General features: G+C 67.1%; 20 protein-coding genes. 8 read left to right on the top strand and 12 right to left on the bottom strand.

The features are described 5' to 3' along the window. Nucleotides 1-62: 62 nt before the first annotated feature. From XM1_RS04610 to XM1_RS04590, 5 genes are read left to right on the top strand one after another with little or no spacing between them, the layout of a single operon-like run. The gene (locus XM1_RS04610; RefSeq protein ID WP_068430456.1) at nt 63-839 is read left to right on the top strand and encodes a class I SAM-dependent methyltransferase; all 777 of its coding nucleotides are present in this window, start codon (nt 63-65) and stop codon (nt 837-839) included. Continuing rightward, the gene (locus XM1_RS04605; RefSeq protein ID WP_068430454.1) at nt 836-1,399 is read left to right on the top strand and encodes a methyltransferase domain-containing protein; all 564 of its coding nucleotides are present in this window, start codon (nt 836-838) and stop codon (nt 1,397-1,399) included. Before XM1_RS04610 ends, XM1_RS04605 begins: the two co-directional genes overlap by 4 nt. Further along, complete coding sequence (locus XM1_RS04600; RefSeq protein ID WP_068430451.1) at nt 1,396-2,655, top strand: DegT/DnrJ/EryC1/StrS aminotransferase family protein; 1,260 nt, start codon at nt 1,396-1,398, stop codon at nt 2,653-2,655. The genes XM1_RS04605 and XM1_RS04600 overlap by 4 nt, the downstream gene beginning before the upstream one ends. A 5-nt stretch (nt 2,656-2,660) precedes the next feature. Continuing rightward, the gene (locus tag XM1_RS04595) at nt 2,661-3,590 is read left to right on the top strand and encodes a glycosyltransferase family 2 protein (protein WP_068430448.1); all 930 of its coding nucleotides are present in this window, start codon (nt 2,661-2,663) and stop codon (nt 3,588-3,590) included. A 4-nt stretch (nt 3,591-3,594) separates the two neighbouring features. Then, the gene (locus XM1_RS04590; protein WP_068430445.1) at nt 3,595-5,073 is read left to right on the top strand and encodes a hypothetical protein; all 1,479 of its coding nucleotides are present in this window, start codon (nt 3,595-3,597) and stop codon (nt 5,071-5,073) included. A gap of 12 nt (nt 5,074-5,085) precedes the next feature. Here XM1_RS04590 and XM1_RS04585 read toward each other — a convergent pair whose 3' ends face one another. The 6 genes from XM1_RS04585 to XM1_RS04560 all read right to left on the bottom strand — a co-directional run bounded on the left by XM1_RS04585 (nt 5,086) and on the right by XM1_RS04560 (nt 12,951). After that, nucleotides 5,086-6,924 carry a hypothetical protein gene (locus XM1_RS04585; RefSeq protein WP_068430443.1) on the bottom strand — a complete coding sequence of 613 codons (1,839 nt, stop codon included), beginning with the start codon at nt 6,922-6,924 and terminating at the stop codon, nt 5,086-5,088. A gap of 15 nt (nt 6,925-6,939) precedes the next feature. Next, on the bottom strand, nt 6,940-8,046 hold the full coding sequence (gene wecB, locus XM1_RS04580) for a non-hydrolyzing UDP-N-acetylglucosamine 2-epimerase (protein WP_068430440.1): 1,107 nt from the start codon (nt 8,044-8,046) through the stop codon (nt 6,940-6,942). 10 nt (nt 8,047-8,056) lie between these two features. Next, complete coding sequence (locus XM1_RS04575; RefSeq protein WP_068430436.1) at nt 8,057-8,677, bottom strand: SIS domain-containing protein; 621 nt, start codon at nt 8,675-8,677, stop codon at nt 8,057-8,059. Nucleotides 8,678-8,682: 5 nt separating this feature from the next. Beyond that, nucleotides 8,683-9,861, bottom strand: coding sequence for an O-antigen ligase (locus tag XM1_RS04570; RefSeq protein ID WP_068430433.1), 1,179 nt, complete (start codon nt 9,859-9,861; stop codon nt 8,683-8,685). Nucleotides 9,862-9,971: 110 nt separating this feature from the next. Beyond that, the gene (gene asnB / locus XM1_RS04565) at nt 9,972-11,852 is read right to left on the bottom strand and encodes an asparagine synthase (glutamine-hydrolyzing) (RefSeq protein WP_068430430.1); all 1,881 of its coding nucleotides are present in this window, start codon (nt 11,850-11,852) and stop codon (nt 9,972-9,974) included. A 91-nt stretch (nt 11,853-11,943) separates the two neighbouring features. Next, nucleotides 11,944-12,951 carry a bifunctional 2-polyprenyl-6-hydroxyphenol methylase/3-demethylubiquinol 3-O-methyltransferase UbiG gene (locus XM1_RS04560; protein ID WP_068430426.1) on the bottom strand — a complete coding sequence of 336 codons (1,008 nt, stop codon included), beginning with the start codon at nt 12,949-12,951 and terminating at the stop codon, nt 11,944-11,946. A gap of 160 nt (nt 12,952-13,111) precedes the next feature. Here XM1_RS04560 and XM1_RS25200 point away from each other — a divergent pair, with 160 nt between their 5' ends. The 3 genes from XM1_RS25200 to XM1_RS04545 are packed head-to-tail and all read left to right on the top strand — an operon-like array spanning nt 13,112 to nt 16,003. Then, entirely contained in the window at nt 13,112-13,591 is a 480-nt protein-coding gene (locus XM1_RS25200) for an acyltransferase (protein ID WP_068430423.1), read from the top strand. 3 nt (nt 13,592-13,594) lie between these two features. Continuing rightward, nucleotides 13,595-14,998, top strand: a complete 1,404-nt coding sequence (locus XM1_RS04550; RefSeq protein WP_068430420.1) for a flavin reductase — start codon at nt 13,595-13,597, stop codon at nt 14,996-14,998. Nucleotides 14,999-15,001: 3 nt separating this feature from the next. After that, nucleotides 15,002-16,003, top strand: a complete 1,002-nt coding sequence (locus tag XM1_RS04545) for an NAD-dependent epimerase/dehydratase family protein (protein ID WP_068430417.1) — start codon at nt 15,002-15,004, stop codon at nt 16,001-16,003. A 9-nt stretch (nt 16,004-16,012) separates the two neighbouring features. Here XM1_RS04545 and XM1_RS04540 read toward each other — a convergent pair whose 3' ends face one another. The 6 genes from XM1_RS04540 to XM1_RS04515 form a co-directional block, all read right to left on the bottom strand. Continuing rightward, nucleotides 16,013-17,914 (bottom strand): hypothetical protein, encoded by a 1,902-nt coding sequence (locus XM1_RS04540; RefSeq protein ID WP_156428645.1) that lies wholly within the window; start codon nt 17,912-17,914, stop codon nt 16,013-16,015. Between the two features lie 75 nt (nt 17,915-17,989). Next, entirely contained in the window at nt 17,990-19,156 is a 1,167-nt protein-coding gene (locus XM1_RS04535) for a DegT/DnrJ/EryC1/StrS aminotransferase family protein (protein WP_197603106.1), read from the bottom strand. Between the two features lie 119 nt (nt 19,157-19,275). Further along, complete coding sequence (locus XM1_RS04530; RefSeq protein ID WP_068430411.1) at nt 19,276-20,229, bottom strand: glycosyltransferase family 2 protein; 954 nt, start codon at nt 20,227-20,229, stop codon at nt 19,276-19,278. Continuing rightward, nucleotides 20,226-20,963, bottom strand: coding sequence for a hypothetical protein (locus XM1_RS04525; protein ID WP_068430408.1), 738 nt, complete (start codon nt 20,961-20,963; stop codon nt 20,226-20,228). Before XM1_RS04525 ends, XM1_RS04530 begins: the two co-directional genes overlap by 4 nt. An 11-nt stretch (nt 20,964-20,974) precedes the next feature. After that, nucleotides 20,975-22,006, bottom strand: coding sequence for a GNAT family N-acetyltransferase (locus XM1_RS04520; RefSeq protein WP_068430404.1), 1,032 nt, complete (start codon nt 22,004-22,006; stop codon nt 20,975-20,977). Nucleotides 22,007-22,011: 5 nt separating this feature from the next. Continuing rightward, nucleotides 22,012-23,112: a DegT/DnrJ/EryC1/StrS aminotransferase family protein gene (locus XM1_RS04515; RefSeq protein ID WP_068437490.1), complete on the bottom strand. Its 1,101-nt coding sequence runs from the start codon at nt 23,110-23,112 to the stop codon at nt 22,012-22,014. Nucleotides 23,113-23,122: the final 10 nt, after the last annotated feature.

Below are 23,122 nucleotides of genomic sequence, written 5' to 3'. Positions count from 1 at the left end.
GGGCTTCGGGGCGAGCCGTTCCGACGGTTCGCCCCAGCCATCGGCACCCTTGGGGGAACGCCATGGACCCAGCGACGAACGACCGCGCCGCCGAGCAGGAGCAACGCTCCTACTACAACGCCATCGCCGACACCTACGATTCCCACTTTGCCAGCCCCCAGGCCCTGGCTTATCGCAATCGCCTGTATTCCCGCATATTCGCCGGAATTGACCTTTCTGGGGCGCGGGTGCTCGACGTCGCCTGCGGCGGGGGCGAAAATTCCGTGTTCTTCCGGGAACGGGGATGCGACGTGGTGGGTGTGGATATTTCCGACGCCCAGTGCCGCATCTTTCGCCGCCGCTTTCCGGGATCGCTGGTGGTGACCGGTTCCATGGCGGAACTGGCCTTCGCCGAAGAAACCTTCGACGTGGTGGTCACCGAATCCCTCCACCACAGCCACCCGCACCTGGAGCGGACCCTGGCGGAGATTTCCAGGGTCCTCAGGCCCGGTGGGCATTTCCTGTTATGGGAGCCCGAGGTCGGATCCATCTTCGACCGGGCGCGCAAGCTGTGGTACCGGCTCGATCCCAGCTATTTTCAAGACAACGAGCAGTCCATCGACATCGAGCAGGTGGTCTCGACGCTGCAAGACCGCTTTACGGTGGAGCGGACGGAATATGGCGGTAACGTCGCCCATCTCTTCGTGCTGAATTCCATGCATTTCCGCATCCCGCCACGTCTTGTCGGCCTCTATGCCCGGGGCGCCATGGCGCTGGAGTTCCTTCTGAACAGGCTGGCCACCCGTTTGTTGTCGATGTGGGTTCTTTGCCTGCTGCGAAAGAAGGATGCCGCCCGGTGAACGGCCTGTTGTCCCCCCTGCTCGCCCGAATGCGGATCGGCACCGTCCGACCCTTCTTGCGTGGCCGGGTTCTGGATTATGGATGCGGCCGGGGACGGCTTTGCGATCTGGTGCCGGCCGGGCAATTCGTCGGCCTGGATGCCGATGCGGCAGCCCTGGCCGAGGCGCGGCGCCTCCATCCCGGCCATGTGTTCCAGGCGGTGGAGACCTTGGGGGACATATCCGGATTTGATACCATCATCGCCATGGCGGTGATCGGCTATATCCCCGATCTGGAGGGATTGTTCGCCTCCTTCGCCGAGCGGCTGAACCAGGGGGGACGCATCGTGGTGACCTCGCCCACGCCCCAGGCCAATGCCTTACACCGGATCGGGGCGCGATTGGGCGTGTTCGGCTCGGATACCTACCAGAGCGCCGCCGCCCTGCCCGACCGGCCCCGGATCGAGCAGGCGGCCCGGAGCGCCGGATTGCGCCTCGTCCATTACGCTCGCTTCATGCTTGGCCTCAACCAGATCGCCGTGTTCGAAGCACGGGCGCCGGACGGAAAGGACGGCCCATGAGCGCTTGGCCACGCTTCAAGTTCTACGGGACGCCGCGCATCTTCCTTCAGGCCGCCGGGGAGATTCTAGGCGGGACCATTCACAAGGGCGACGACGTGGCGCGGCTGGAGGCCGAGATCGCCCGGCTGACCGGGCGGCGCCATGCCATCGCCACGCCCCAGGCGCGGGTGGGCCTGTTTCTGATCCTCGAGGCGCTTCTGGCGCGCACGGAGCGGCGCAAGGTCGTGCTGTCGCCCTACACCATCTACGACGTAGTCAACATGGTGGTGTGCGCCCGCGGCGTTCCGGTCTTCGCCGACGTCGATCCCCGGACCGGCAATCTCGATCCCGATCAGGTGGCTGCCCTGATCGACGATGGCGTGGCGGCGGTGCTGTCCACCCACCTGCACGGCATCATGGCCGATCTCGGGCGTCTTGCCGCCGTCTGCGAGGCCGCAGGCATTCCCCTGCTGGAAGACGCCGCCCAGGCCTTTGGTGGGCGCTGGCAGGGCCGCGCCGCCGGAGGCGTGGGCCACGCCGCCATGTTCAGCCTGGGGCGGGCCAAGAACATCAACTGCTTCTATGGCGGCGTTGTTGTCACCGACGACGATGCCCTGGCCGCCTCGATCCGCGCTCATATGGCGGATTGGCCGGACCTTGCCACCTCCTTCCTGGTCAAGCGGATCATCCACTGCGCCATCATCGCCCTGGCGGTGTCGCGGGCGATATTTCCCTGGCTGACCCGGCACGTTTTCCGAAGCCTGGCCATTCGGGGAGAGCGCAAGGGCGCCGCCCTGTTCTCCACCGAGCGCAACCCCCTTCTTCGCAGCCACCTGCCGCCGGATTGGCAGCGCCGCCTGACCCCCATGCAGGCCCGCATGGCCCTCGACCAATTGCGCCGCGCCGACGCCGATCAGGTCCACCGGCTGCGTCTGGCCCGGCTTTACCGCGACGGTCTGGCCGATCTGCCCCAAGTGGGATTGCCCCGACCCCTGCCCGGGGCGGACGACATCTTCATGCCCTTTCCCATCCAGGTCGCCGACCGGCTGGCCTTGCAGGAATATCTGCTGAACGCCGGACTGGACGTGGTGGTTCAGCATATCGGCAATTGCGCCGACTATCCGGTCTTCGCCCCGTTCCACCGCGATTGCCCCCAGGCGCGTCAGGTGGCAAAATCCGTGCTGCTGCTGCCGACCTATCCGGAATACCCCGAGGTCGAGGCCCGCCGGATCGTCCGCGCCATCCGCGATTTCTACAAAGCGCCGCCGGAGAGCTGAAAGCCATGACACTCCAAAGCGGGACGCCCGGCTTCAAGCTGTTCGTCATCGTTCCCGCCTTCAACGAAGAGCATTCCATCGCGGCGGCCATCACCGCCCTGCGCACCGTCGAGAGCGGCATCAGGGATCTGGGCGGCGACCTCGCCATCCTGGTGGTCGATGACGGCTCCACCGACCGCACGGCGGACGCCGCCCGGGACGCCGGAGTGGATGTCCTGGTGTCCCATCGCATCAACCGGGGCCTAGGCGCCGCGGTACGGACCGGCATCACCGAGGCCATCGCCCGCGGCGCCGATCTGGTGGTCAAGTTCGATGCCGACCTGCAGCATGACCCGGCGGATATCACGCCCCTGATCCTCCCCATCCTGGATGGGTGCTCCGATGTGGTCTACGGCCATCGCCACAGCCGCATCAGCTATCGCATGCCGCTGGTCCGCAAGCTGGGCAACCTGTTCTTCAACCGGCTGATGAGCTATCTGACGGGACAGAAGGTGACGGACGGCCAGCCGGGCATCATCGCCCTGGGCGCCGATTACCTTGGGACCTTCCACATTCCCGGCGACTACAACTATGCCCAGCAGATCCTGCTGGACGCCTATTTCAAGGGCATGCGCTTTTCCCAGGTGGACGTGTCCTTCCGGCCGAGGACCAGCGGCCGGTCGTTCATCTCGCTGAAGTATCCCTTCATCGCGCTCAGCCAGATTCTCATCATTCTGGCCATGTATGCCCCCATGCGGGTGTTCGGGCGGTTCGGACTGGCCTTCGGGCTGGCCGGGACGGCGCTGTTTTTCGTCGAACTGGCGCTTTACTTCCTGGGGCTGGCCGACAAGCCGGTCGGCAACGTCAATCTGGTCTTAGGGCTGGTCATCCTGGGCAGCCAGTCCCTGTGTTTCGGCATCATCGCCGAACTGATCCGCCAGCAACGGAAAAGCTAGGCCGATGACGCCGGGCGCCGGGCCATCGCCACGCATTGCCGTCATCGGTTCCGGCGCGGCCGCGGCCGGCGCCTTGCTGGGCGTCGAGCGCAGCTTTCCCGATGCCGAGGTCTGGCTGTTCGAGCGTCGCGAGCCCCCCGAGTTCCCCCCCTTTCCGCCACCATCGGCCGACCCGGATTTCGACTATCAGCGGCGACTCGCCCGACTGACACGTCGGCGCTACGGTCTGGCCTTTCCTCCGCCCAAGACCCATTTCGGGGTCAAGTGCCCGGGGATCGAGGTCTCCGGCTGGGGCCGCCTGTGGGAGAGCCGCGAGCGCGGCGGCCTGACCCGTCATTGGGGCGGCGTGACGGCACGGTTCGGTCCGGCTGAACTGCGCCGCTGGCCCGTTGAGGCCGCCGAACTGGCTCCGTTCTACGACCGGGCCGCCGAGGAGATGGGAGTGTGCTCCCCCGATGCCGGGTCCAGCCGCCCCCCCATCCGCCCGATTCCCGCCGTGCGCGACCTGATGGCCACCCTGGCCGGAACCGAGGGCGGTGGGGGCGGCCTGACCCTAACCCCCAATCTGCCGGCCATGGCGCTGGAGACCCGGCCCGGAGAGGCGCGGCGCTGCACCTACACGGGTGGTTGCATGGCCGGTTGCCCCCGCGATTCCGTGTATTCCGCCGCCCGGACCATCGACCGCATGGTGGCGGGCGGCGTGGTGTCAAAGGTCGTGCCGGCCAGGGTCCTGGCCATGGACCTCGCCACCCGGACCCTGGCCCTGGAAGAGGGCGAAGCGGGACCGTTCGACCTGATCCTGGTCGCCGCCGGATGCCTGGGAACGGGACAGATTCTGCTGCGCTCGCTGCCGGGCCTGGAATATTTGGACCTGCTGGACAATCCCGTCTTCACCTTCCCGATCCTCGCCCATGGCGGAACCTCGGAGAGGGGAGAGGGATATTTCGGCCTGACCAACGCCTGCATCACGGTGACGCCCGCCGACCCGGCCCTGCCGGCCGCCACGGTTCAGGTCTATCCCGCCATGGATCACCTGTGGCAATCCCTGGTCCCCGGCATCCTTTGGCCGTTGGCCGCACCGTTCGGCCGATTACTGCGCCGGCATGTCCTGATCGGGCGGCTTTATCTGCACTCGGACCATGGTTCGGTGGTGCGGATGCAATCGGCCGCCGACGGCTCGTTGCGCCTGTCTCTGGGGCAGGCGGGGGGATTGCCCGAAGGCCTGTGGCCGGCCCTGCGCCGTGCCTTCCACCTCAAAGGGTTCCGGGTCCCCAATCTGCCGCCGCTGCGCCAGAAGACCAGTTCCCACTATGCCGGGACCCTGCCCTACGGCACCCATGGCCTGGGCGCCGACGGCTGCCTGCGGCCCGGCATCCATCTGTGCGACGCCACGGTGTTTCCCGACGGCCCCGCCGCCTCGCCAACGCTCACCATCATGGCCAATGCCATGCGCACCGCCATGGCGGCCCAGCCGGCGCCCTAGCGGCGCAGGCCGTCAGGGCGAAGGGCAGGCGAAGCGGCCGCTGCCGCCTCTCACCAGGACCGTTCCGCTGAAATCGGCCGGACAGGCGGGGGCGAGGAAGGGTCTGACCGCGTCGGCCAGAGCGGGGGTCAGCGAAAGCGCCCAAAGGATGTCGGACCGGGCCAGCGCCTGGTCAAGGTTGGGAAACGGGCAGTCCAGGCCGGCGAACCGGATGGACTCGCCGTACCCCGTCGCCAGGCAATACTCGAAGGGCAGTGTCGCGCCGTCGGAATTGAGCAGGTAGTGGCGGGTGGGATAATGGGGATAGGGATAGCCGAATTCCGCCAGCTGCAGCACGCGGGCCTTGTCCGGGCGGTTGGCCAGCGCCCGCCGCAAGGCCGGCTCCGTGGCCACGATCGCCTCGCCGGTGGCGGCGAAGGCCCGGCCGTTGTCACGCAGCCCGATCTCGGCCAGATCGTGGGAAAGCCGCCACGCTTGCCACCCCGCCAGGAGCAGGATCGCGGCGCCCGCCAGGGCGGTGTAGCCCCTAAGCCGGATCAGGCGCGGAGCCAGTTCCAGGGCCAGCACCATCAGGCCGACGGCGTGCAGCACCCTGAGCGGCACCAGGATATAGCGCTCCAGCGATGACAGGTAATAATTGAAGTTCACCGGGCAGGTCTGGTAGCTCCAGAACAACGCACCGAGATACAGGGCGAAATAGGCCAGCACGGCGAGGATGGCGGCGCGCGACGCGGCGCGCGCCAGCCCCAGGCCCAGCCCGGCCAGGGCGACCACACTCAGCGGCACCTTGTAGGAGCCATAATAGGCGGCCACCGCCCGGACATACTCGGACAAGGGACCGGCCCGGTCGACCGCAAGGTCGGCAATCCCCTTCACCGACAGATAGCTGCCAAGGCTGGTGGAGCAGCTGCTGCCAGGGGCCATACGCGCCCAGATCAGGTAGACGGCCGCCACCGGCGCGGCAAGGAGGATCATGTCGAAGACGGCGGGAGCCAGACGGCGGCGCAAATCCCGCCAGCAGGAGAGCAGCGGCCACGCCGCCGCCAGGGCAAGAGCGGGAACCGCCACGATCCCCGCCGCCTTGATCAGGTAGCCCTGGGCCGCCATCAGACCGGCGGCCGCCAACAATCCCCGCCGCTCCTCCCCCTTGGCCCAGGCGGTCCACAGCAACAGCAGGAACACCGCGCTTTCGGCATAGACCTGGGGCTGCTCCGACAACAGGTTCAGGGGCAAAAGCCGCCAGCTGATCTCCACGGCAAGGGCGAACAGGACGAAACCCCAGGAACTCAGGCGGTCCAGACGGGACCGGGCGATGTCGAACACCAGGCCGAGAAAGGCCACGTGCAGCGCGAAGGGAACCAGCCCGGCCATATCCTGGCTGAACCGCCCCGCCAGGACCGAAGGCAGGCTCAGCAGCGCCGGCCAGGCCGGCGGATAGGATGGATTGGAAAAAAGGATATGGGGCGCGAATTGCCAGCGCGCCAGGAACAGCTGCTTGGCCGGCGTCAGCCAGTTGATGAACTCGTCATCGCCCCAGGGGACGTAGCTCACGCCACCACGGACCAGGACGAGGATGGAAAAAGCGGCGGTGAACACGAGCAGCGGATGAAGCAGATCGGCCGGGACCGGCCGGCACCGCCACAATCCGCCGAGCCCCAGGCCGAACAGGCCCCAGGCCAGCGGCGCCAGGGGCAAGCCGGCGACGGAATGGCCCACCATCAAGGCCATGGAAACCAGGGCGATCCCAACGCAGGCCCTTACCCCGGCTCCCATGCCCGGCAACGCCCAGGTGCCGAGGCCGAGCGCTGAGAGCAGCAATGCCGGGGCAACGGTCAGGTTCAGCATCTGCATGGGTCCGGCTCGATCCTATGGGGAGAGGCGCTCCGCCAGGACGGCGGCGATACGTTCGCCCGCCTTGCCGTCCCAGAATTCCGGAATCCGGCCACGCTTTCCGCCGCTGTCCAGGACCTCGCGCCACGCGGCCAGCAGCAGGGCGGGATCGGTGCCGACCACCGTATTGGTCCCCTCGGTCACCGTGATTGGCCGTTCGGTATTCTCGCGCACCGTGATGCAGGGTACGCCCAGCGCGGTGGTTTCTTCCTGCACGCCGCCGGAATCGGTGACCACCAGACGGGCCCCCGCCATCAGCCCCAGCATCTCCAGATAGCCGGCGGGCGACAGCAGGACCGTATTGGCGTTGCTCAGGCGGTCCATCAGCCCCGCCGCCTCGATCCTGGCCCGGGTGCGGGGATGAATGGGGAAAACCAGCGGCGTCCGTGGGGCGATTTCGGCCAGAGTATCGAGCAGGCGGGTCAGGACTACCGGATCGTCCACGTTGGACGGACGATGCAGGGTCACCAGGGCGTAGCCCGTCCGGAAGGCCGCTCCCGCCGCTTCCAGGGTCGTGGCGGCCGGCACGGCGCGGGGCCGGTTCATCACCAGGGTGTCGATCATCACGTTCCCGACGAAATGCACGCGGGCCGGGTCGATGCCCTCGCGGGTCAGATTAGCCAGGGCGTCGCGCTCGGTGGTGAACAGCAGATCGGAAATCTGGTCGGTCAGCACCCGGTTGATCTCTTCCGGCATGGCGCGATCATAGGATCGCAGGCCCGCCTCCACGTGAACCACCGTCACGCCCTTCTTGGCCGCCACCAGGGCGCAGGCGATGGTGGAGTTCACGTCGCCGACCACCAGCAGGGCCCGCGGCGCCATGTCGTCCAGCACCGGCTCGAAGCGCCGCATGATCTCGGCGGTCTGCTGGGCATGGCTGCCCGAGCCCACTTCCAGGTTCACGTCCGGCCGGGGCAGGCCCAGATCGGCGAAGAACCGGTCGTTCATGGCCTCGTCGTAATGCTGGCCGGTATGAACCAGGGGCGCCGCCAAGCCGGCTTCCTTCAACGCGAGGATGACCGGCCCGATCTTCATGAAATTGGGTCGGGCGCCGACGACGCACAGAACCTTGGGAGCAGCCATGGCGAAGCCTTCAGAACCGGCGCAGGGCGACCAGATCGCCCGGCATGTGACTCATGCGGACATACTGGGCCAGCACATGCATCAGCGACTGATGGCAATCCTCCACCACGCCGTAATTGTCGGCGTCCACGTGCAGCGCCACGTCGGCCAGATCCCGCGTCCGCCCGCCCTCGAAGCCGGTGAGCGCGATGGACTTCATGCCGATCTCGCGGGCCTTGAGGATAGCACGCGTCACGTTTTCCGAATTGCCCGACGAACTGATGGTAATCAGCACATCGCCTTTGCGGCCGAGCAGCCCCAGCTGGTACGAGAACACCTCGGCATAGTCGATGTCGTTGGCGATGGCGGTCAACATTTCCACCGTCGCCGACAGCGAATGGACGCGGGGTTTCAGGCCCGTATCGGTGCAGACGCCCTTGGTGTGGTCGCAGACCAGATGGTTGGAGATGGCCGCCGACCCGCCATTGCCGCAGGCATAGAGCTGGGCGTCGGCGGCCAGCGCCTCGGTCAGAAGACGGGCGGCCACCGCCAGATCGTCGTGCGAGACCGTCGCCAACGCCCGGGTCACCTGCGCCGCATAAGCGTCGAGAAAGCCGCCGATATGGGGAAAGCTCTGATCGGGAAAACTCATGTGACCTACTCGTCTCGCGTTTGACTGGGCGACAACAGGGGTGCCAAGGCGGTGGCCCAGGCCGCCAGAAGCCACATGGTGCATTGCCACCAGCTTTGCCAAAACCCGAAGCTGACCGATGAAATGACGGTCACCCCCACCACCAGGGCGCCCGCGCAGACCGCCAAGGCCGTCGAGCGGCCCGCCCCCACGGCCAGCGGCCCCAGGCGCGCCAGCAGAACGGCGAATAATAGGGCACCAACACCCCCCAGTTCCAGCCACCATTGCAGCACTGCGTTATGGGGGTGGAGGGGGAGCTTCTGCTCCGTCACAGGGAGACGGTTACCGCTGCCCCGGGGATATTCGAAATATACAATCTGGTCATCTTCGCCGCCAGGTATCGCGCGGGCGGAATCCATGCCCCAGCCCAGAACGGGACGTTCCTGGATACGGGCCGTCACGAAGCCCCAGATGGTCAAGCGATGGTGCGACGAATATGGCAGGAAAGACCAGTCGGCGCTGACCTGGGGCGTCGGCAACATGGACGTGCCCAACGGGACAAGGATTGCCAACGAGGCGAGAAACGCCCCCAGGCCGATCCCCATCGACCGGGACGGCCTGCGGAACGCGACCAGCGCCAACACATCGATGACCAACAGAACCTTGGTGGCCAGGGCCTTGGCCGCCAGCATCATGGCCACCCCAAGCAATCCGGCCACCGATGCCGCCCGCCGGCGCCCCTGGACCCACAGCATGGCCAAAACGGGCACCGCCATCAGACCGGTGACGGTGACCCCCCGGTTGAACACCTGAATCGCCAGACGATAGGGATAGGAATCCCCGCTCTCCAGGGACACCAGAAGCGCCGCGATCCTGCGGCCACTCACCAGACCGACGACAAACAGAACCATGCCCAGCACGATTCCGGCCAGCATCGCGGCGCCGACGCGGCGGATACCCTGGTTGTCGAGCCGCCGGGCGGCGCCGACCAGGACCACACCGGCAAAGGTGTTCAGGCCCAGCTGGGCGGCGGAAAACATCGAGCGGGCGGGATCAACGGCCCAGAACGAGGTCAGGGCGGCCCAGCCGCAGATCAGAGCGAGAATGACGGACAGCGAACGGGGAAAGGCCATCCAGACCTTGTCCCGCCACCCATGGACCAGCACGAACAGGGCGGTCAGCGCGAACAGCGGCGACAGCCCCATGGGGGCCCAAAGGCCTACGCCAGGCGCGAACAACGCGGCAAAAGCCAGTCCGTGGGATGCATCCCAGGGGCGGGCCGCAGCCCGGCGCCAATCGGAAAATTTGAGCATCGTCATGCCGGCACTGCCATGGGCTTTGAATTCATACGCGCGGCACGCTCCCAGGACTCGAGCACCAGCAGCGACCAGATCTTCAGGGAATGATCACGCCGCCCGCCCGCCTGTTCGGCCAGCAGGGCCGCCACCGCGGGCGGTGCCAGACCCAATTCCTCCAGCCGCTTAGGCGTCAGGCGCTCGGCAACCATAGCCTTCAAGGGACCTTGCAGCCACATGCCGAGCGGTGGATTGAAGCCCAGCTTGGGCCGGTCGACGACGGAGCCGGGCAGCAGCTTGCGGGCCACGGCCCGCAGCAGGGTCTTCTTGCCCTCGGCAAAGCGCAGGCCGGCATCCAGCCGTCCCGCCGCCTCGATCACCCGATGGTCGAGCAGCGGCAAGCGTAGTTCCAGGGCGTGGGCCATGCTCATGGCGTCGCCATAGGCCAGCAAGTTTCCAGGCAGGAAAGTAGCCAGATCGGTTTCCTGCATGGCGTCCAGGGCGTCCCGCGACACCACATCGCCATAGCGCGCCGCGATGGGGCTGGTGGGCGTCATCGCGAGCCGCAATAGCTCCCTACGTTCGGCGGGCGAGAAATACTCCACCCAGGCGGCGTAGGTTTCTGCGCCGTCCAGCCCGACGCTGGCCAGAAATTCGCGGGCCCGGCGCCAGGCGTGGCGGCCGTCGCTGCGCTCGGGGATAAGACGGGCCAGGGGCGCCAGCAGGTTGCGGCGCAGAACGCCGGGCAGCAGGCGCACCTTCTCGGCCAGCAAGCCCCCCTGATAGCGGGGATAGCCGGCAAACACCTCGTCGCCGCCATCGCCCACCAGGGCGACGGTGACGTGCTGGCGGGCCAGGCGCGACAGATCGCCGACCAGCAGGGCGGTGGGATTGCCGAAGGGCTCGCCGAACCGCTCGATCATGGCGTCCAGGCCGTCGGCCAGACCGGGCGAGGCGGGCAGTTCCACATGGCGGCTGCCCACATGGGCGGCGACTTGGGCGGCGGCGTCCCGCTCATCGTAATGGACCTCGTCGAAGGTCATGGTGAAGGTACGCACCGGCTCGGCGGCGGCCTCGGCCATCAGGGCGGCCACCACCGAGGAATCGATGCCCCCCGACAGGAAGCAGCCCACCGGCACGTCCGAGACCAGGCAATCCTTCACCGCCCGGCGCAGCACCGGCAGCAATTCCTCGACCGCCGCTTCGATGCCGGGGCGCCGGCCGCCACCATAGACCGGCCGCCACCAGGATCCGATCTCGACCGCCTTGCCCGGGCTCCAGGCCAGCCACGAACCGGGCGCCAGCTTGCGGATACCGGCATGGATGGTGCGGGGCGCCGGAACGTACAGACAGGCGAGGTATTCGGACAGCGCCTCGCGATCCAGGGACAGATCGATGCCCGGCACGGCGCGCAGGGCGTGAATCTCGGAGGCGAAGGCGAACCCGCCGTCGGGCAGCGCCGCCCAGACCAGGGGCTTGATCCCCACCCGGTCGCGGGCCAGCAGCAATTGCCGCGTCTGGCGGTCCCACAGGGCGAAGGCGAACATGCCCACCAACTTCGCCAGACAATCGACCCCGTCGCGCATCAGGAGGCGCAGCAGCACCTCGGTATCGCTGACGCTGGAAAAGCGCTCGCCCTTGGCCTCCAACTCCGCCCGAAGTTGAGCGTGGTTGTAGATCTCGCCGTTATAGGCCAGCACCCAACGGCCGCAGGGCGATGCCATGGGCTGGGCGGCGGCGGCGGACAAGTCGATCACCGCCAGCCGGGCGTGAACCAGCCCCACGCCGCATTCCGGATCGGTCCAGCGTCCCTGGCCGTCCGGGCCGCGATGGGCCAAGCGCGCGAGAAGAGACGCCAGGGTGGCCGGATCGGCTGCGCTGGCGCCAGCGATGCCGCACATGACGGTTCCATCCTTCAGGTTCGACGGAAGGTTCTTTACGCGGTTCCCGGACCGATGTCACCCGTTTAACGGGCCGGGCGCCGGTCGAGAATTAGCGGCGCAGCAAGGAGGCAATCCGACGCGCCGCGGAAAGGAGTCCCAGTCCTTCCAGCCAACCCTTGATACGTTCACGCCGTTCATACCGCCGGATCACCGCCGCCACGCGGGCATATTCCCCGCCAAGATCAGGAAGCGGCGCCGAGGGCGCCTCCACCCGGAAGAGAATCGCGAAATGAATCCCCCTGGGAATCTCGGCCATGACGGCCAGACCGGCCTTTGCCATGGCCGTAACCAGTGTCGCCTTGGAGAAGGTGTAATTGTGGGCCGATTGCAGCGTTCCCAGGCAGAACGAGTCTACGTCGGGAACTTCGATGTAGACGTAACGCGGTGACAGCAGGGAGAGAAGCTGCCGAACCTCGCCGATCGGATCGCGGAAATGTTCCACCACGTGAGACAGGAGCAGCAGATCCGCCGTCTCGCCGGCCAAGGCGCGTTCCGCCACCCCCTGGCGAATGTCCATGCCGGCGGCCCGCCCCGCTTCGGTCAGGGCGGGGCTGTAATCACAGCCGATCACCCGCTTGCCGGCCTGATGGAAGCTCCACAGGTTCCAGCCGGCCCCACACCCCACTTCGGCAACCGCATTGATGGAGCTCAGGTCCAGATGGGCCGCGATGGCCTCCCCCCGCGAAGCGCACGAACGCGCCTGCCTCTCGAATTTGTCCGGGGTATGCGGCAGTTGCCTAGCGCCGCCATACAGCTCGCGATAGGCATCGCTGCCATAGAACCAGATCAGGCTTTCTTCCGTCATCCGCGGCTGGGACTGCATCAATCCGCATTTGCGGCACAGAACGGTATCCTGGACGATGCGGTATCGATCCAGCGATGCGACCATATCAAACTCGTCGCTACCGCAGAGGCAGGGAACCCGCTCCATGGTCAGCGCGCCTGAAGCCAACCGCCGATTGATGTCGTCCACCAGCGCTTGCTGGTTGGCGTCAAGCTCCTCGCTGCCGGGATGGGTCGGCGAATAGAAGATGGGATGGCGGGTAAGGGGCGGCATGACGATCGAACTCCACAACGCCCTAACCGGGCAGACAGTCTTTAGCATCGCGACGCCCGGGACGCCAGAATTCGAGGGCGGCGGTCCTCCTCACATTGAACCGCACCGCCCGGACGTGTAGTGTCTGGCCGCGCCACCACACAACAACGGGAGAGGGCCGATGCCGGTCACCGAAACGGTCAAGCTGGGCAAGGACGTGCGGATCTTCCAGCCCGATCTGGTGAACCTCTACGGCTGTTCCATCGGCGACGAGACCAAGATCGGCGCCTTTGTCGAGATCCAGGGTGGCGCCACCATCGGAGCGCGCTGCAAGATCTCGTCCCACAGCTTCGTCTGCGAGGGCGTCACCATCGAGGACGAGGTGTTCGTCGGCCATGGCGTGATGTTCACCAACGACGTCTATCCCCGCGCCACCACGCCCGACGGCGCCCTGGCCACCGCCGCCGACTGGACCTGCAGCCCGACCGTGGTGAAGCGCCGCGCCTCCATCGGCTCGGGCGCCACCATCCTGCCCAATCTCACCATCGGCGAGAACGCCCTGGTGGCGGCGGGCGCCGTGGTCACCAAGGACGTGCCCGCCAACGTCATCGTCGCCGGCGTTCCGGCGGTGGTGGTGGGCGAAGTGGCGGACAAGCGCTAAAAGATGGCCGATATCTCCTCTTACGCCTATCGCTGGCCCCATGGCGATCTTGCGGCCGATTCCCACTGGTCGCCCACGCCTTCGGGCCGCTTCCTGACCCGCTCCATGCCGGAAAGCCTGGCCGATCTGGAAGGCGATTCCCGCTGGCCGTCGTTCTTCCCCTGTCCGCTGGTGCTGGTCACCACCCGGGACGGCGACAGGGTGCTGATGGAGAAGGTGGTGGGGGCCTCGGTGGTCAACCGCTTCCCCTATACCCTGGCGCTCAGCTTCTGCACCCAGTCGCTGTCCAGCCGCCATTACGTGCGCCGCACCTTCATCGACGCCCTGGAGCGCTCGGGCTCGGCCGCGGTGCAGTTCCTGCCCCCCGGCCCGGCGCTGGACGCCGCCATGAAGGCCATTCTGGAGGGGCCGGAGGAGCATACCGACCAGCGCATCCGGGCCAGCGGCCTTGCCACCCGCCCGGCGCGGACCAACGATGCCCCGGTCTTCGCCGACGCCCACATGGTCTATGAATGCCGGCTGGTGAAGCCCGGCCGCGACTTCGAGGGCGTCGCCATCAATGCGCGCCCCTATGCCGACGTGGGCAGCCACCGCATCTTCTTCCTGGAGATCAACTCCATCCAGTTGCGCCGGGACATCGCCCGGGGCCAAAGCCAGATTCACTGGCGCGCCCTGCCGCTGTTCACCCCCGTGCTCGACTCCACGACCGCCGCCACCGGCGACGCGGACGAGGCTCTGAAGCGCCTGGGCTACGTCAAGGGCTACACGCCGCGCTACGCCTTCCCCAGCGCCGGCACCACCGCCTTCGAGGCCGATGGCGAGGCCGACGGCATGGCCTACAAGGATCTGGCGCCGCTGCCCGAGGATCAGGTGGAGGTGGACAACGACCGCGCCCGCTGGCCGTGCTTCTTCCCCTCCTCGGTGGGAATGATCACCAGCTGGACCGCCGACGGCAAGGCCAACGTCATGCCCTGCGGCTCGACCACCATCGTCAGCCGCCATCCCCTGGTGGTGGCGCCCTGCGTGTCCTACGCCGCCATCAACGACCGCTATGCACGGCGCCAGTCCCTGGACGACATCCGCCGCTTGGGCCGCTTCGGCTGCGGCGTGCCGTTCATCAGCGAGGCCATGGTCGACGCCATCCGCTATTCCGGCAACGTCTCCATCGTCGATGACGGCGACAAGCTGGGCCATGCCGGCCTCTCCCTGGCCGAAGGCGGCGCCAGCCCGCTGATCGACCAGATGCCGGTGCATTTCGACTGCAAGGTGACGGGCGAGATCCGCCTGGGCACCCATGTGATGTTCTTGGGCGAGGTTGAGCGCCTGTTCGTGCGCGCCGACGTCTCGCCCGCCAACCCGCTGGAATGGATTCCCTGGGCCGATGTGCGGCCGGTGGAAGGAGCTTAAAGCATGAGCGGTAGGATTCTGGTGACCGGCGGGGCCGGCTTCATCGGCAGCCATCTGGTGGACCTGCTGGTCTCCCAGGGCCAGGCGGTCACCGTGCTGGACGACTTCTCCACCGGCGAGCACGACAATCTGGCGGAAGCCGGCGGGGCAGGCAACGTGCGGGTCGTGACCGGCACCATCCTGGACCGCGAGGCGGTCGCCGCCGCCATGGAGGGCTGCGACCGGGTCTTCCATCTGGCGGTGCAATGCGTGCGCAAATCCCTGGGCCAGCCCGTCGAGAACCACGACGTCAACGCCACCGGCACCCTGTATCTGCTGGAAGAGGCGAGAAAGCGCAAGGTGTCGCGCTTCGTCTATTGCTCGTCATCCGAGGTTTACGGCAATGGCCGCGACAGCTTGCTGAACGAGGACAAAACGGTGTGCGAGCCGGTCACCGTCTATGGTGCCGCCAAGCTGGCGGGCGAGCTGTACGCCAAGGCCTATCACCGCACCTACGGCCTACCCACCGTGGTGGTGCGCCCGTTCAATTCCTATGGCCCGCGCGAGCATTACAAGGGCCAGAGGGCCGAGGTGATCCCCCGCTTCCTGATCCGGGTGCTGAACGGCCTGCCCCCCACCATCTTCGGCGACGGCAGTGCCGGGCGCGACTTCACCTATGTGACCGAGACCGCCCGCGGCCTGTTCATGGCGGCCGAGTGCGACGCCCTGATCGGCCGCGAGATCAACATCGCCTATGGCCGCATGGTGACGGTGAAAGAGGTGGCGGAATCCATCACGCGGCTGTGCCAGCGCCCCGACATCGCCCCCAGCTACGGCCCCGGCCGTCCCGGCGACGTCAAGGCCCTGCACGCCGACACCGCGCTGGCCCGCTCGCTGCTGGGCTTCGAGGCCAAAATCGGCTTCGAGCAGGGCCTGGAAACCTATATCGACTGGTTCACCCGCCGCCACCCCGACGTGAAGGGACTGCTGGAGGACAAGGTGGAGAACTGGGAGCTGCCCAAATAGGCCGGGCCCTCAGGGCCGCTTGACGATGATCAGCCTTGCGTCCTTGAAGCGGATTACCCGCTCGACCCAGGGCTGGTCCTCGAAGGCGCGGAACTCGGCGGGTGGAATGGCCGAACCGCCCTCCACGTAGACAGAGTAATCCAGGCGAGAGCTGAGATAGAGATTGGGCCAATCCAATCGCGCCAGCAGCCCGGCCATGTCGGGCGACGCCCGCAGGCTGTCCTGGATATCGGCGTTCCAGAAATCCAAGTCCTGGCGCAGCGAACCGCCGATGTAATTGCGCAGCCCCATCCCCGGTTCGCAATAGAAATACATGAGCGGGCGCGATGCCATGCGCGCGGTGGAAACGCCCTCCGCCGCCAGGGCCACGGCAATGCCCCGATCGATCACATGATCGTTGTAGTAGCCCCGGGCCCAGGCCAGCAGCCGCCCCGGACCGAACCCGGCCGCCGGTCCCGCCAGCCCCCAAAGAACCAGCACGGCAACGGCGGCCTTGATCCCGCGACCGATCAGCCGTTCTCCCCACCGGCCCGGGATCAGCCATCTCGCGGCGAACGCCGGATAGAAGGCCCCGAACAGCGCCGCCAGCAGATAGGGCTTGTTGGTGACGCTGGACGTACGATAGCTGGTGAGAATCTCCAGGGACAGGGGCAGCAGCATCACCGCAATGGGCGCCAGCATGATCCAGAGCCGGCGCGGCCGCCCGAGGCAGCGCCCCCGGTCCGCGATCAGCAGACCCAGCAAACCCGCCAGCCACAGGGTGCGGGGACCGATCAGGGTCCAGCGATTGTCGGTCATCAGGCCCCAGTCGTGGAGGGCGCCCCGCAGGTGATAGGTCCAGCCGCTCCCCCCCATGGACAGCAGCCGGCCGCCCGGATAGAAGGCGGTCGGGTTCAGGATATAGTAGATTTCCCGCAGCGCCAGCAGCCCCAGGAGCCCGCCGATGGCAACCCAGGCCGGCCACCAGCCCAAGGCGCGCCGCAAGCCCCATCGGGACCAGGCCACGCCGGCCAGCCCCATCATCAGCAAGGCGGCGAACAGGGCGGCGTAATGGCGGGCCAGAACCAGAAAGGCGGCGGCGCAGCAGGCGGTCAAGATGGTGCGCCGCCCGGCGGGACGGACGGCGAGCCCGGTCAGGATCAGGCTGCCGCCCAGAATCATGACCGTGTCGCCCCAATGGCGGCCGATGCCGGCCTGAACCTGGAAATCGGCCACCAGCAGGAACGCCAGGGACGCCAGATAGACGAGTTGGGCCGCGGGACGCCCGCGCAGGACGCTCAGGGGCAGCAGCACCGCCAGCCCGATTCCCAGAATCGAGGTGGCGAGGTACGGCGGATAGAACTGGCCGGTGCCCAGCCCCCCGGCCAGGGCCGCCACACCCACCATGTCGACTGAATAGAACAGGCCGCCGACCGCGCCGGTGCCGAACCGGAAGTCCTCGGGCCACAGGAAGAGGCCGGCGGAGAAGGACTCGCCGAGATAAAGCGGCACCCAGCCCAACTGCGACGACAGACCGGTCGAGGGCTCGACCTGTATTATCCGAAGCACCCAGAAGGCGCCGCCGAGCAGGATCATCAACAGCAGGTCGGTCCGGGACAGCCGGCCGCGCGGCAAGGGCCGGGGCAACGCCCAGCGGGGCAGGAGCACCGTCAGGAGCACCGCCAGGCCGGCGGTCAGCGGCAGGTGCCAGGCGATGGGGGCGCGCTCCCCCCGCAGCAGGAACAAGGCCAGATCGGCGGCGGCGGTCAGGGTGAGCAGGCCGAAGGCGGCCCCTTCCACGCCCGACCGCCCCAACCCCCGCGAGATGAGCAGAGCGGCAGCCAGATAGACCGCCACCCACAAGGCGGTTGGCGCCTCGTGCGGTCCGGTCAGGAGCAGCGACAGGGCAAGGCCGGTATCAGCGAACATCACGGACGGAAGCGGTGAAATCGGACTTGGCCGCCAGATTGCCGTCCCGGTCATGGACCGGGCTGACGATACCGAGCGTCATGCTGCGTGGCCCTTCAGCACGGCGCGCAGGGATGCAACCACGTAGTCCTGGTCGTCGTGGCCGAGTTGCGGATGGAGCGGTAGCCCCAGATTGCGGGCGTAGACCTCCTCGCTGACCGGCAGGGCGAAGCGGGAGGGCGAAGCGGCGTGGGCCTTTTCCAGGTGACAGCAGAAGGTGGAGCGGCGGGTCTGAATTCCCGCATCCTGCATTCCCTGCATCACCACCGTACGGTCGACCCCCTTGGGCAGCAGGACGCCGAAGGTCTGCCAGGTGGTCCGGGCATAGGCCGGCTCGACCGGCAATTCGACGCCGGGAATGTCGGCCAGCAACTCGAGATAGCGGCGCCCCAGGGCCCGGCGGGCCTCGACAATGTCGTCCAGGCGCTTCAATTGCTCGCGCGCCACGGCCGCCTGGATGTCGGTCATGCGGTAATTGTAGCCCACCTCGTCGAAGGTCTCGATGATCACCTGGGATGAGCTGGAACGGGCCAGATCGGAAACGCTCATGGCATGCTGGCGCCACATGCGGGCCTTGCGGTCCAATTCCGCGTCATTGGTGGTGATGACGCCGCCGTCGCCCGAGGTCAGGACCTTCCTGGGATGCAGCGAGAAACAGGCGGCCAGCCCCCGGGGCCTGCCGATGCGCTCCCAGCTTTCGCCGATCCGGATTTCACTGCCGATGGCGCAGGCCGCGTCCTCGATCACCGGAAGGCCGTGACGGTCCGCCACGGCCATGATGCCCGTCAGGTCGCAGGGCATGCCGAACTGGTGGACACAGAGAATGGCCTTGGTCTTGGGGGTAATCGCGCCTTCGATCCGCGCCGGATCCATGTTCCAGGTCCCGGGCTCGATGTCGATGAACACCGGCCAGGCCCCCAGATAGCGGATCGCATTGGCCGTAGCCAGGAACGAATAGCTGACGGTGACGACTTCGTCGCCCGGCCCCACATCCGCCGCCTGAAGCGCCAGGTGAAGGGCCGTGGTGCAATTGGAGACGGCGACGCAATGGGTGCTGCCCACCGCCTGCGCGAATTCGCTTTCGAAGCCGGCGACGCGAGGTCCCTGGGTGACCCAGCCCGACATGACGGTATCGTAGGCGGCCTGAGCCTCCTCCGTCCCCAGCAGCGGCTTGGAAAACTGGACGAACCTGCTTTTCGACATCATATCGCCTTTCGCGAAGCGCAGCCCCTACATAAGCCTACGTCTCGCGCTTGCCAAGGCCAACATGGAGACGCCGGGCGAGGGCGCCCCCCCTTCATGCGTGGGACGGATCAGATGCCGGCCTAGTCCTTCGCCCCGCCATCGCCGGCATCGAAGCCGATGCTTTCATCGACGATATAGCGCGGGCGGCGCCTGGCTTCGTCCAGCCCGCGCCAGACATATTCGCCCAGCACGCCCAGCATGGTGATCTGCACCCCGCCGACGAGCAGGATCACGACCATCAGGGAAGTCCAACCGGGAACCGAAACCCCCATGAACACGTATCTGAGGGCGATCACCGCGGCATAGAGGAGCCCCAGCAGGGCCAGCACCACCCCCATCGCCGACATAGCGCGGATGGGGACATAGGAATAGGCGGTGAAGACATCGACGATCAGCTTGATCTTCTTGCCGAGCGTCCATTTGCTGGTGCCGCGCGTGCGTTCCTGCCGCTCCACCGCCAGGGTATCCATGCGAAAACCTGCGGTGGCAAAGAAGCCGTCGATGGTCAGGTTGCGCTCGGGATTGGATTTAAGCGCCCGCAGCGCCTTGGCTCCCACCAGCATCATGCTCGAACCGCCGGGGGGCAGGTTGCGGCTGACCACCGCATGGGCCAGGGCGTGGTAGATGTTGGCGAAGGCCTGGGTCAGCACCCCTTCAGCCCGCGACTTGCGCACCGCCCACACCACCTGAACATTGCCGACGCATTTCTCCAGCATGGCGGGAATGGCCGAGGGCGGGTCCTGAAGGTCGCAAGCGGTAAAGCAGGCGTAGTCGCCGGTGGCGGCTTCCATGCCGGCACGGATCGCCATATGGGCGCCCACATTGGTCAACAGCTTGATGACGCGCACATCGGCGTGGCACGCGGCCAAAGCCTGAAGGTGCTCGAAGGAATCATCGCGACTGCCGTCGTCGACGAAGATCATTTCCAGGACGCAGTCGGGCAAGGCCGACAGAATGGCCGAACGGATGCCCTCGCACGCGGCATGGACGCCTTCGCCCTCGTTATAGACGGGAATGACAATGGAGAGTTTCATGACCCTGCCGAAAAAGAGGGGGGAAGCATAGCCCGCAACCGCGCCACCACGTCCGGTGTCGGCACTTCGTCCCCCTGACCGACCGGCCGCAGCGGCCGGCAGGGATTACCTAGCGCCACCACGCCGGCCGGAAGATCGCGGACCACCACCGAGCCGGCCCCGGTCATGGTTCCCTCGCCGATCCGGACTTCCGGGATGACCGAGGTGCCGGCCCCTAGAAAACAATGGTCGGCAATCCGGGCGCAACCGCAAAGTGACACGCCCGGCGCCAGCAGGACGTTATGGCCGATGACGCCGTGATGTTCCACGGTGACGCCGCCATGGGCGGTGAAAAGGTCACCGATCACCGCTTCGGCGCCGATGAAGACACCGCCCATCACCAGGGCGCCGTCACCGATGACGGCGGTGGGCGAGACATGGGCCGAGGGCGAGACCAGACGGGCGATGGGAACGGCGGCGCGGCGCAGCTCCGCCACCACCTCGCAGGCCCGCCACGACCGGTAGGTTCCCAGGGCGATGAAGGCATGGACATCGCTGCCGGCCAGGGCGCGGCATCCGTCCTCGACCGACCCAAGGATCGGCGCGCCGCCCGGACCGGTCTCATCTGCCGGTCGGCCATCGTCGTAATAGCCATCCAGGCGATAGACCCCGGAGAACTCCCAGCCGAGCAGGTCGGCCACCACCCTGGCCCGCATGCCGGCACCGAAGATACGCAGTGGGATGGCTGGGGCCACGGTTCCCTCCCTCACCCAGGCAAGCGATCGAAAGGATAGACGAAGAACCAGGGAAATGCCGCCGCCAATCCCTCGCGGCCCAATCGGGCCAACCGGTCCAGCGGACACAGCGCGACCACATGGATGCGAAAGGGGCTCTCCTCGCTGTTCCAGCGTTGCTTGAAGTGATAGACGCCGCAATCGCGGTTGGGCGAGCCCTCCCAATTCCACCATTGCCGTCCGGCGGCACGGGCATCGGCGGCGGCACGGTCGATCAACAGCGATCCAGGCTGCAGCGCGCGGGCATCGGCCAGGGTGCAGGGCATGTAATAGCTGACGATCCGGGGCCCCCAGAGATTTAGAAGCCCCGCCACCATGCGGCCCTCATGATAGGCGAAGAGAAAGCGGGCCTCCCCGGGGGACCGGGCCAGGGTTTCGACCACCGAGAACGGCTTCTGCGGGATTCCGGCATCGGCGCAGTTCTGGCGATAGAGCCCGTAGAACTCGGCCAACCGGTCGCCGTCGACGCCATCCTCGACTGTCACCCCCAGGGTGGCGGCCCGACGGATGTCGTAGCGCAGCCCCTTGGACCATGGCCGGCCGTCCAATGCGGTCAGCTGGGTGAAGCGCTCGACCACCTCGCCCTGGCCCAAGGCCTGGGCATACAGCGCCGCATCCCGCCCGAACAGCGGAGTATAGACGACCATGGCGAGAGGGTTTGATTCGGCCAGAAGCCGCTGACGCGCCGCCTCCAGGAGAGCGGGAACCGCGGCTTCCGCCTCGGCCTCGGAACAGATCACGCCGCCATTGGGGCCGAAAAACGGCAGGGAAGCCAGAACGGAGCCTTCCGGCGCCCGCTTGAGGATCGTGGGCAGCACCGCCACCAGACGTCCATGGCGGCGCAAGGCCAGGGTCATCGGTTCCCCTACCCCCAAGTCGGACAACAGGTCGCGATAGAAGGGATAGTGATAGGCAAGCACCGGAAAGCCGCCCGAGCCTCCCAGTCCGTCGAGAAAAGCGGTCAGCTCCCCGTCATCGGCACCGGTCAGCAGGACGGAATCCACCGGTCCTACCCACCAGCCTGCTTCACCGCCCGGATCACCGCGTCCACCTGAGCCGCTTCAAGCTCGGCGAACATGGGCAGCGACAGCCATTCGCTGGCAATCTGTTCCGTCACCGGCAGATCGCCAGCCTTGTAGCCCAGGTCGGCATAGGCGGTCTGAAGATGGACCGGCACCGGATAATGAATGCCGGTGGATACCCCCGCCTCCTGCAACTTGGCCTGAAGCCCGTCGCGGTCGGCGCTGCGGATGGCATAGACGTGGTAGACGTGGCGGCAATGGACCGGCGGCTTGGGAATGCCGATGCCCAGACCGGCCAGACCGGCCTCATAGCGGGCGGCCACGGCGCGGCGACCCTCGGTCCAGCCTTCGATGTACTTGAGCTTGACGCGCAACACGGCGGCCTGGATCTCGTCCAGGCGGGCGTTGAAGCCCTTCAGCACGTGGTCGTACTTCTTGGCCTGCCCCCAGTCGCGCAGCATGCGCACCGTCTTCATGATCTCGGGATCGTTGGAGACGATGGCCCCGCCTTCGCCATAGGCGCCGAGATTCTTGCCGGGATAGAAGCTGAAGCAGCCCACATGGCCGATGGAGCCGGCGCGGCGGCCCTTGTACTCGGCGCCATGGGCCTGGGCGCAATCCTCGACGACCTTGAGACCGTGCTTGGCGGCGACGGCCATGATGGGGTCCATGTCGGCCATCAGACCGTGCAGATGGACCGGCAGGATGGCCTTGGTCTTCGGCGTGATGGCCGCCTCGATCTTGGCCGGGTCCATGGTCCAGGTGACGGGGTCCACATCGACGAAGACCGGCTTGGCGTTGGCATAGAGAATGGCCGCCGTGGTGGCCACGAAGGTGGCGCCGACGGTGATCACCTCGTCGCCCGGCTTGATGCCGGCGGCCAGCAGGGCCAGATGCAGCGCCGTGGTGCCCGAATTGACGCCGGCGGCGTCGGCCACGCCGCAATAGGCGGCGAATTCCGCCTCGAAGGGCTTGCCCTCGGGACCGGCGCCCACATAGGCGCCGCTGTCGACTACCTTCATGATGGCGGCACCGACCTCGTCCTTGATCTGACGGTACTGGGCCTTGAGGTCGAGAAAGGGAATCATCTGGTACGTC

The sequence above is a fragment of the Magnetospirillum sp. XM-1 genome, assembly GCF_001511835.1.
Lineage (GTDB): Bacteria > Pseudomonadota > Alphaproteobacteria > Rhodospirillales > Magnetospirillaceae > Phaeospirillum.
The sequence above is the reverse complement of the archived record's forward strand: the minus strand, read 5'-3'. Positions and strand labels throughout refer to the sequence as shown.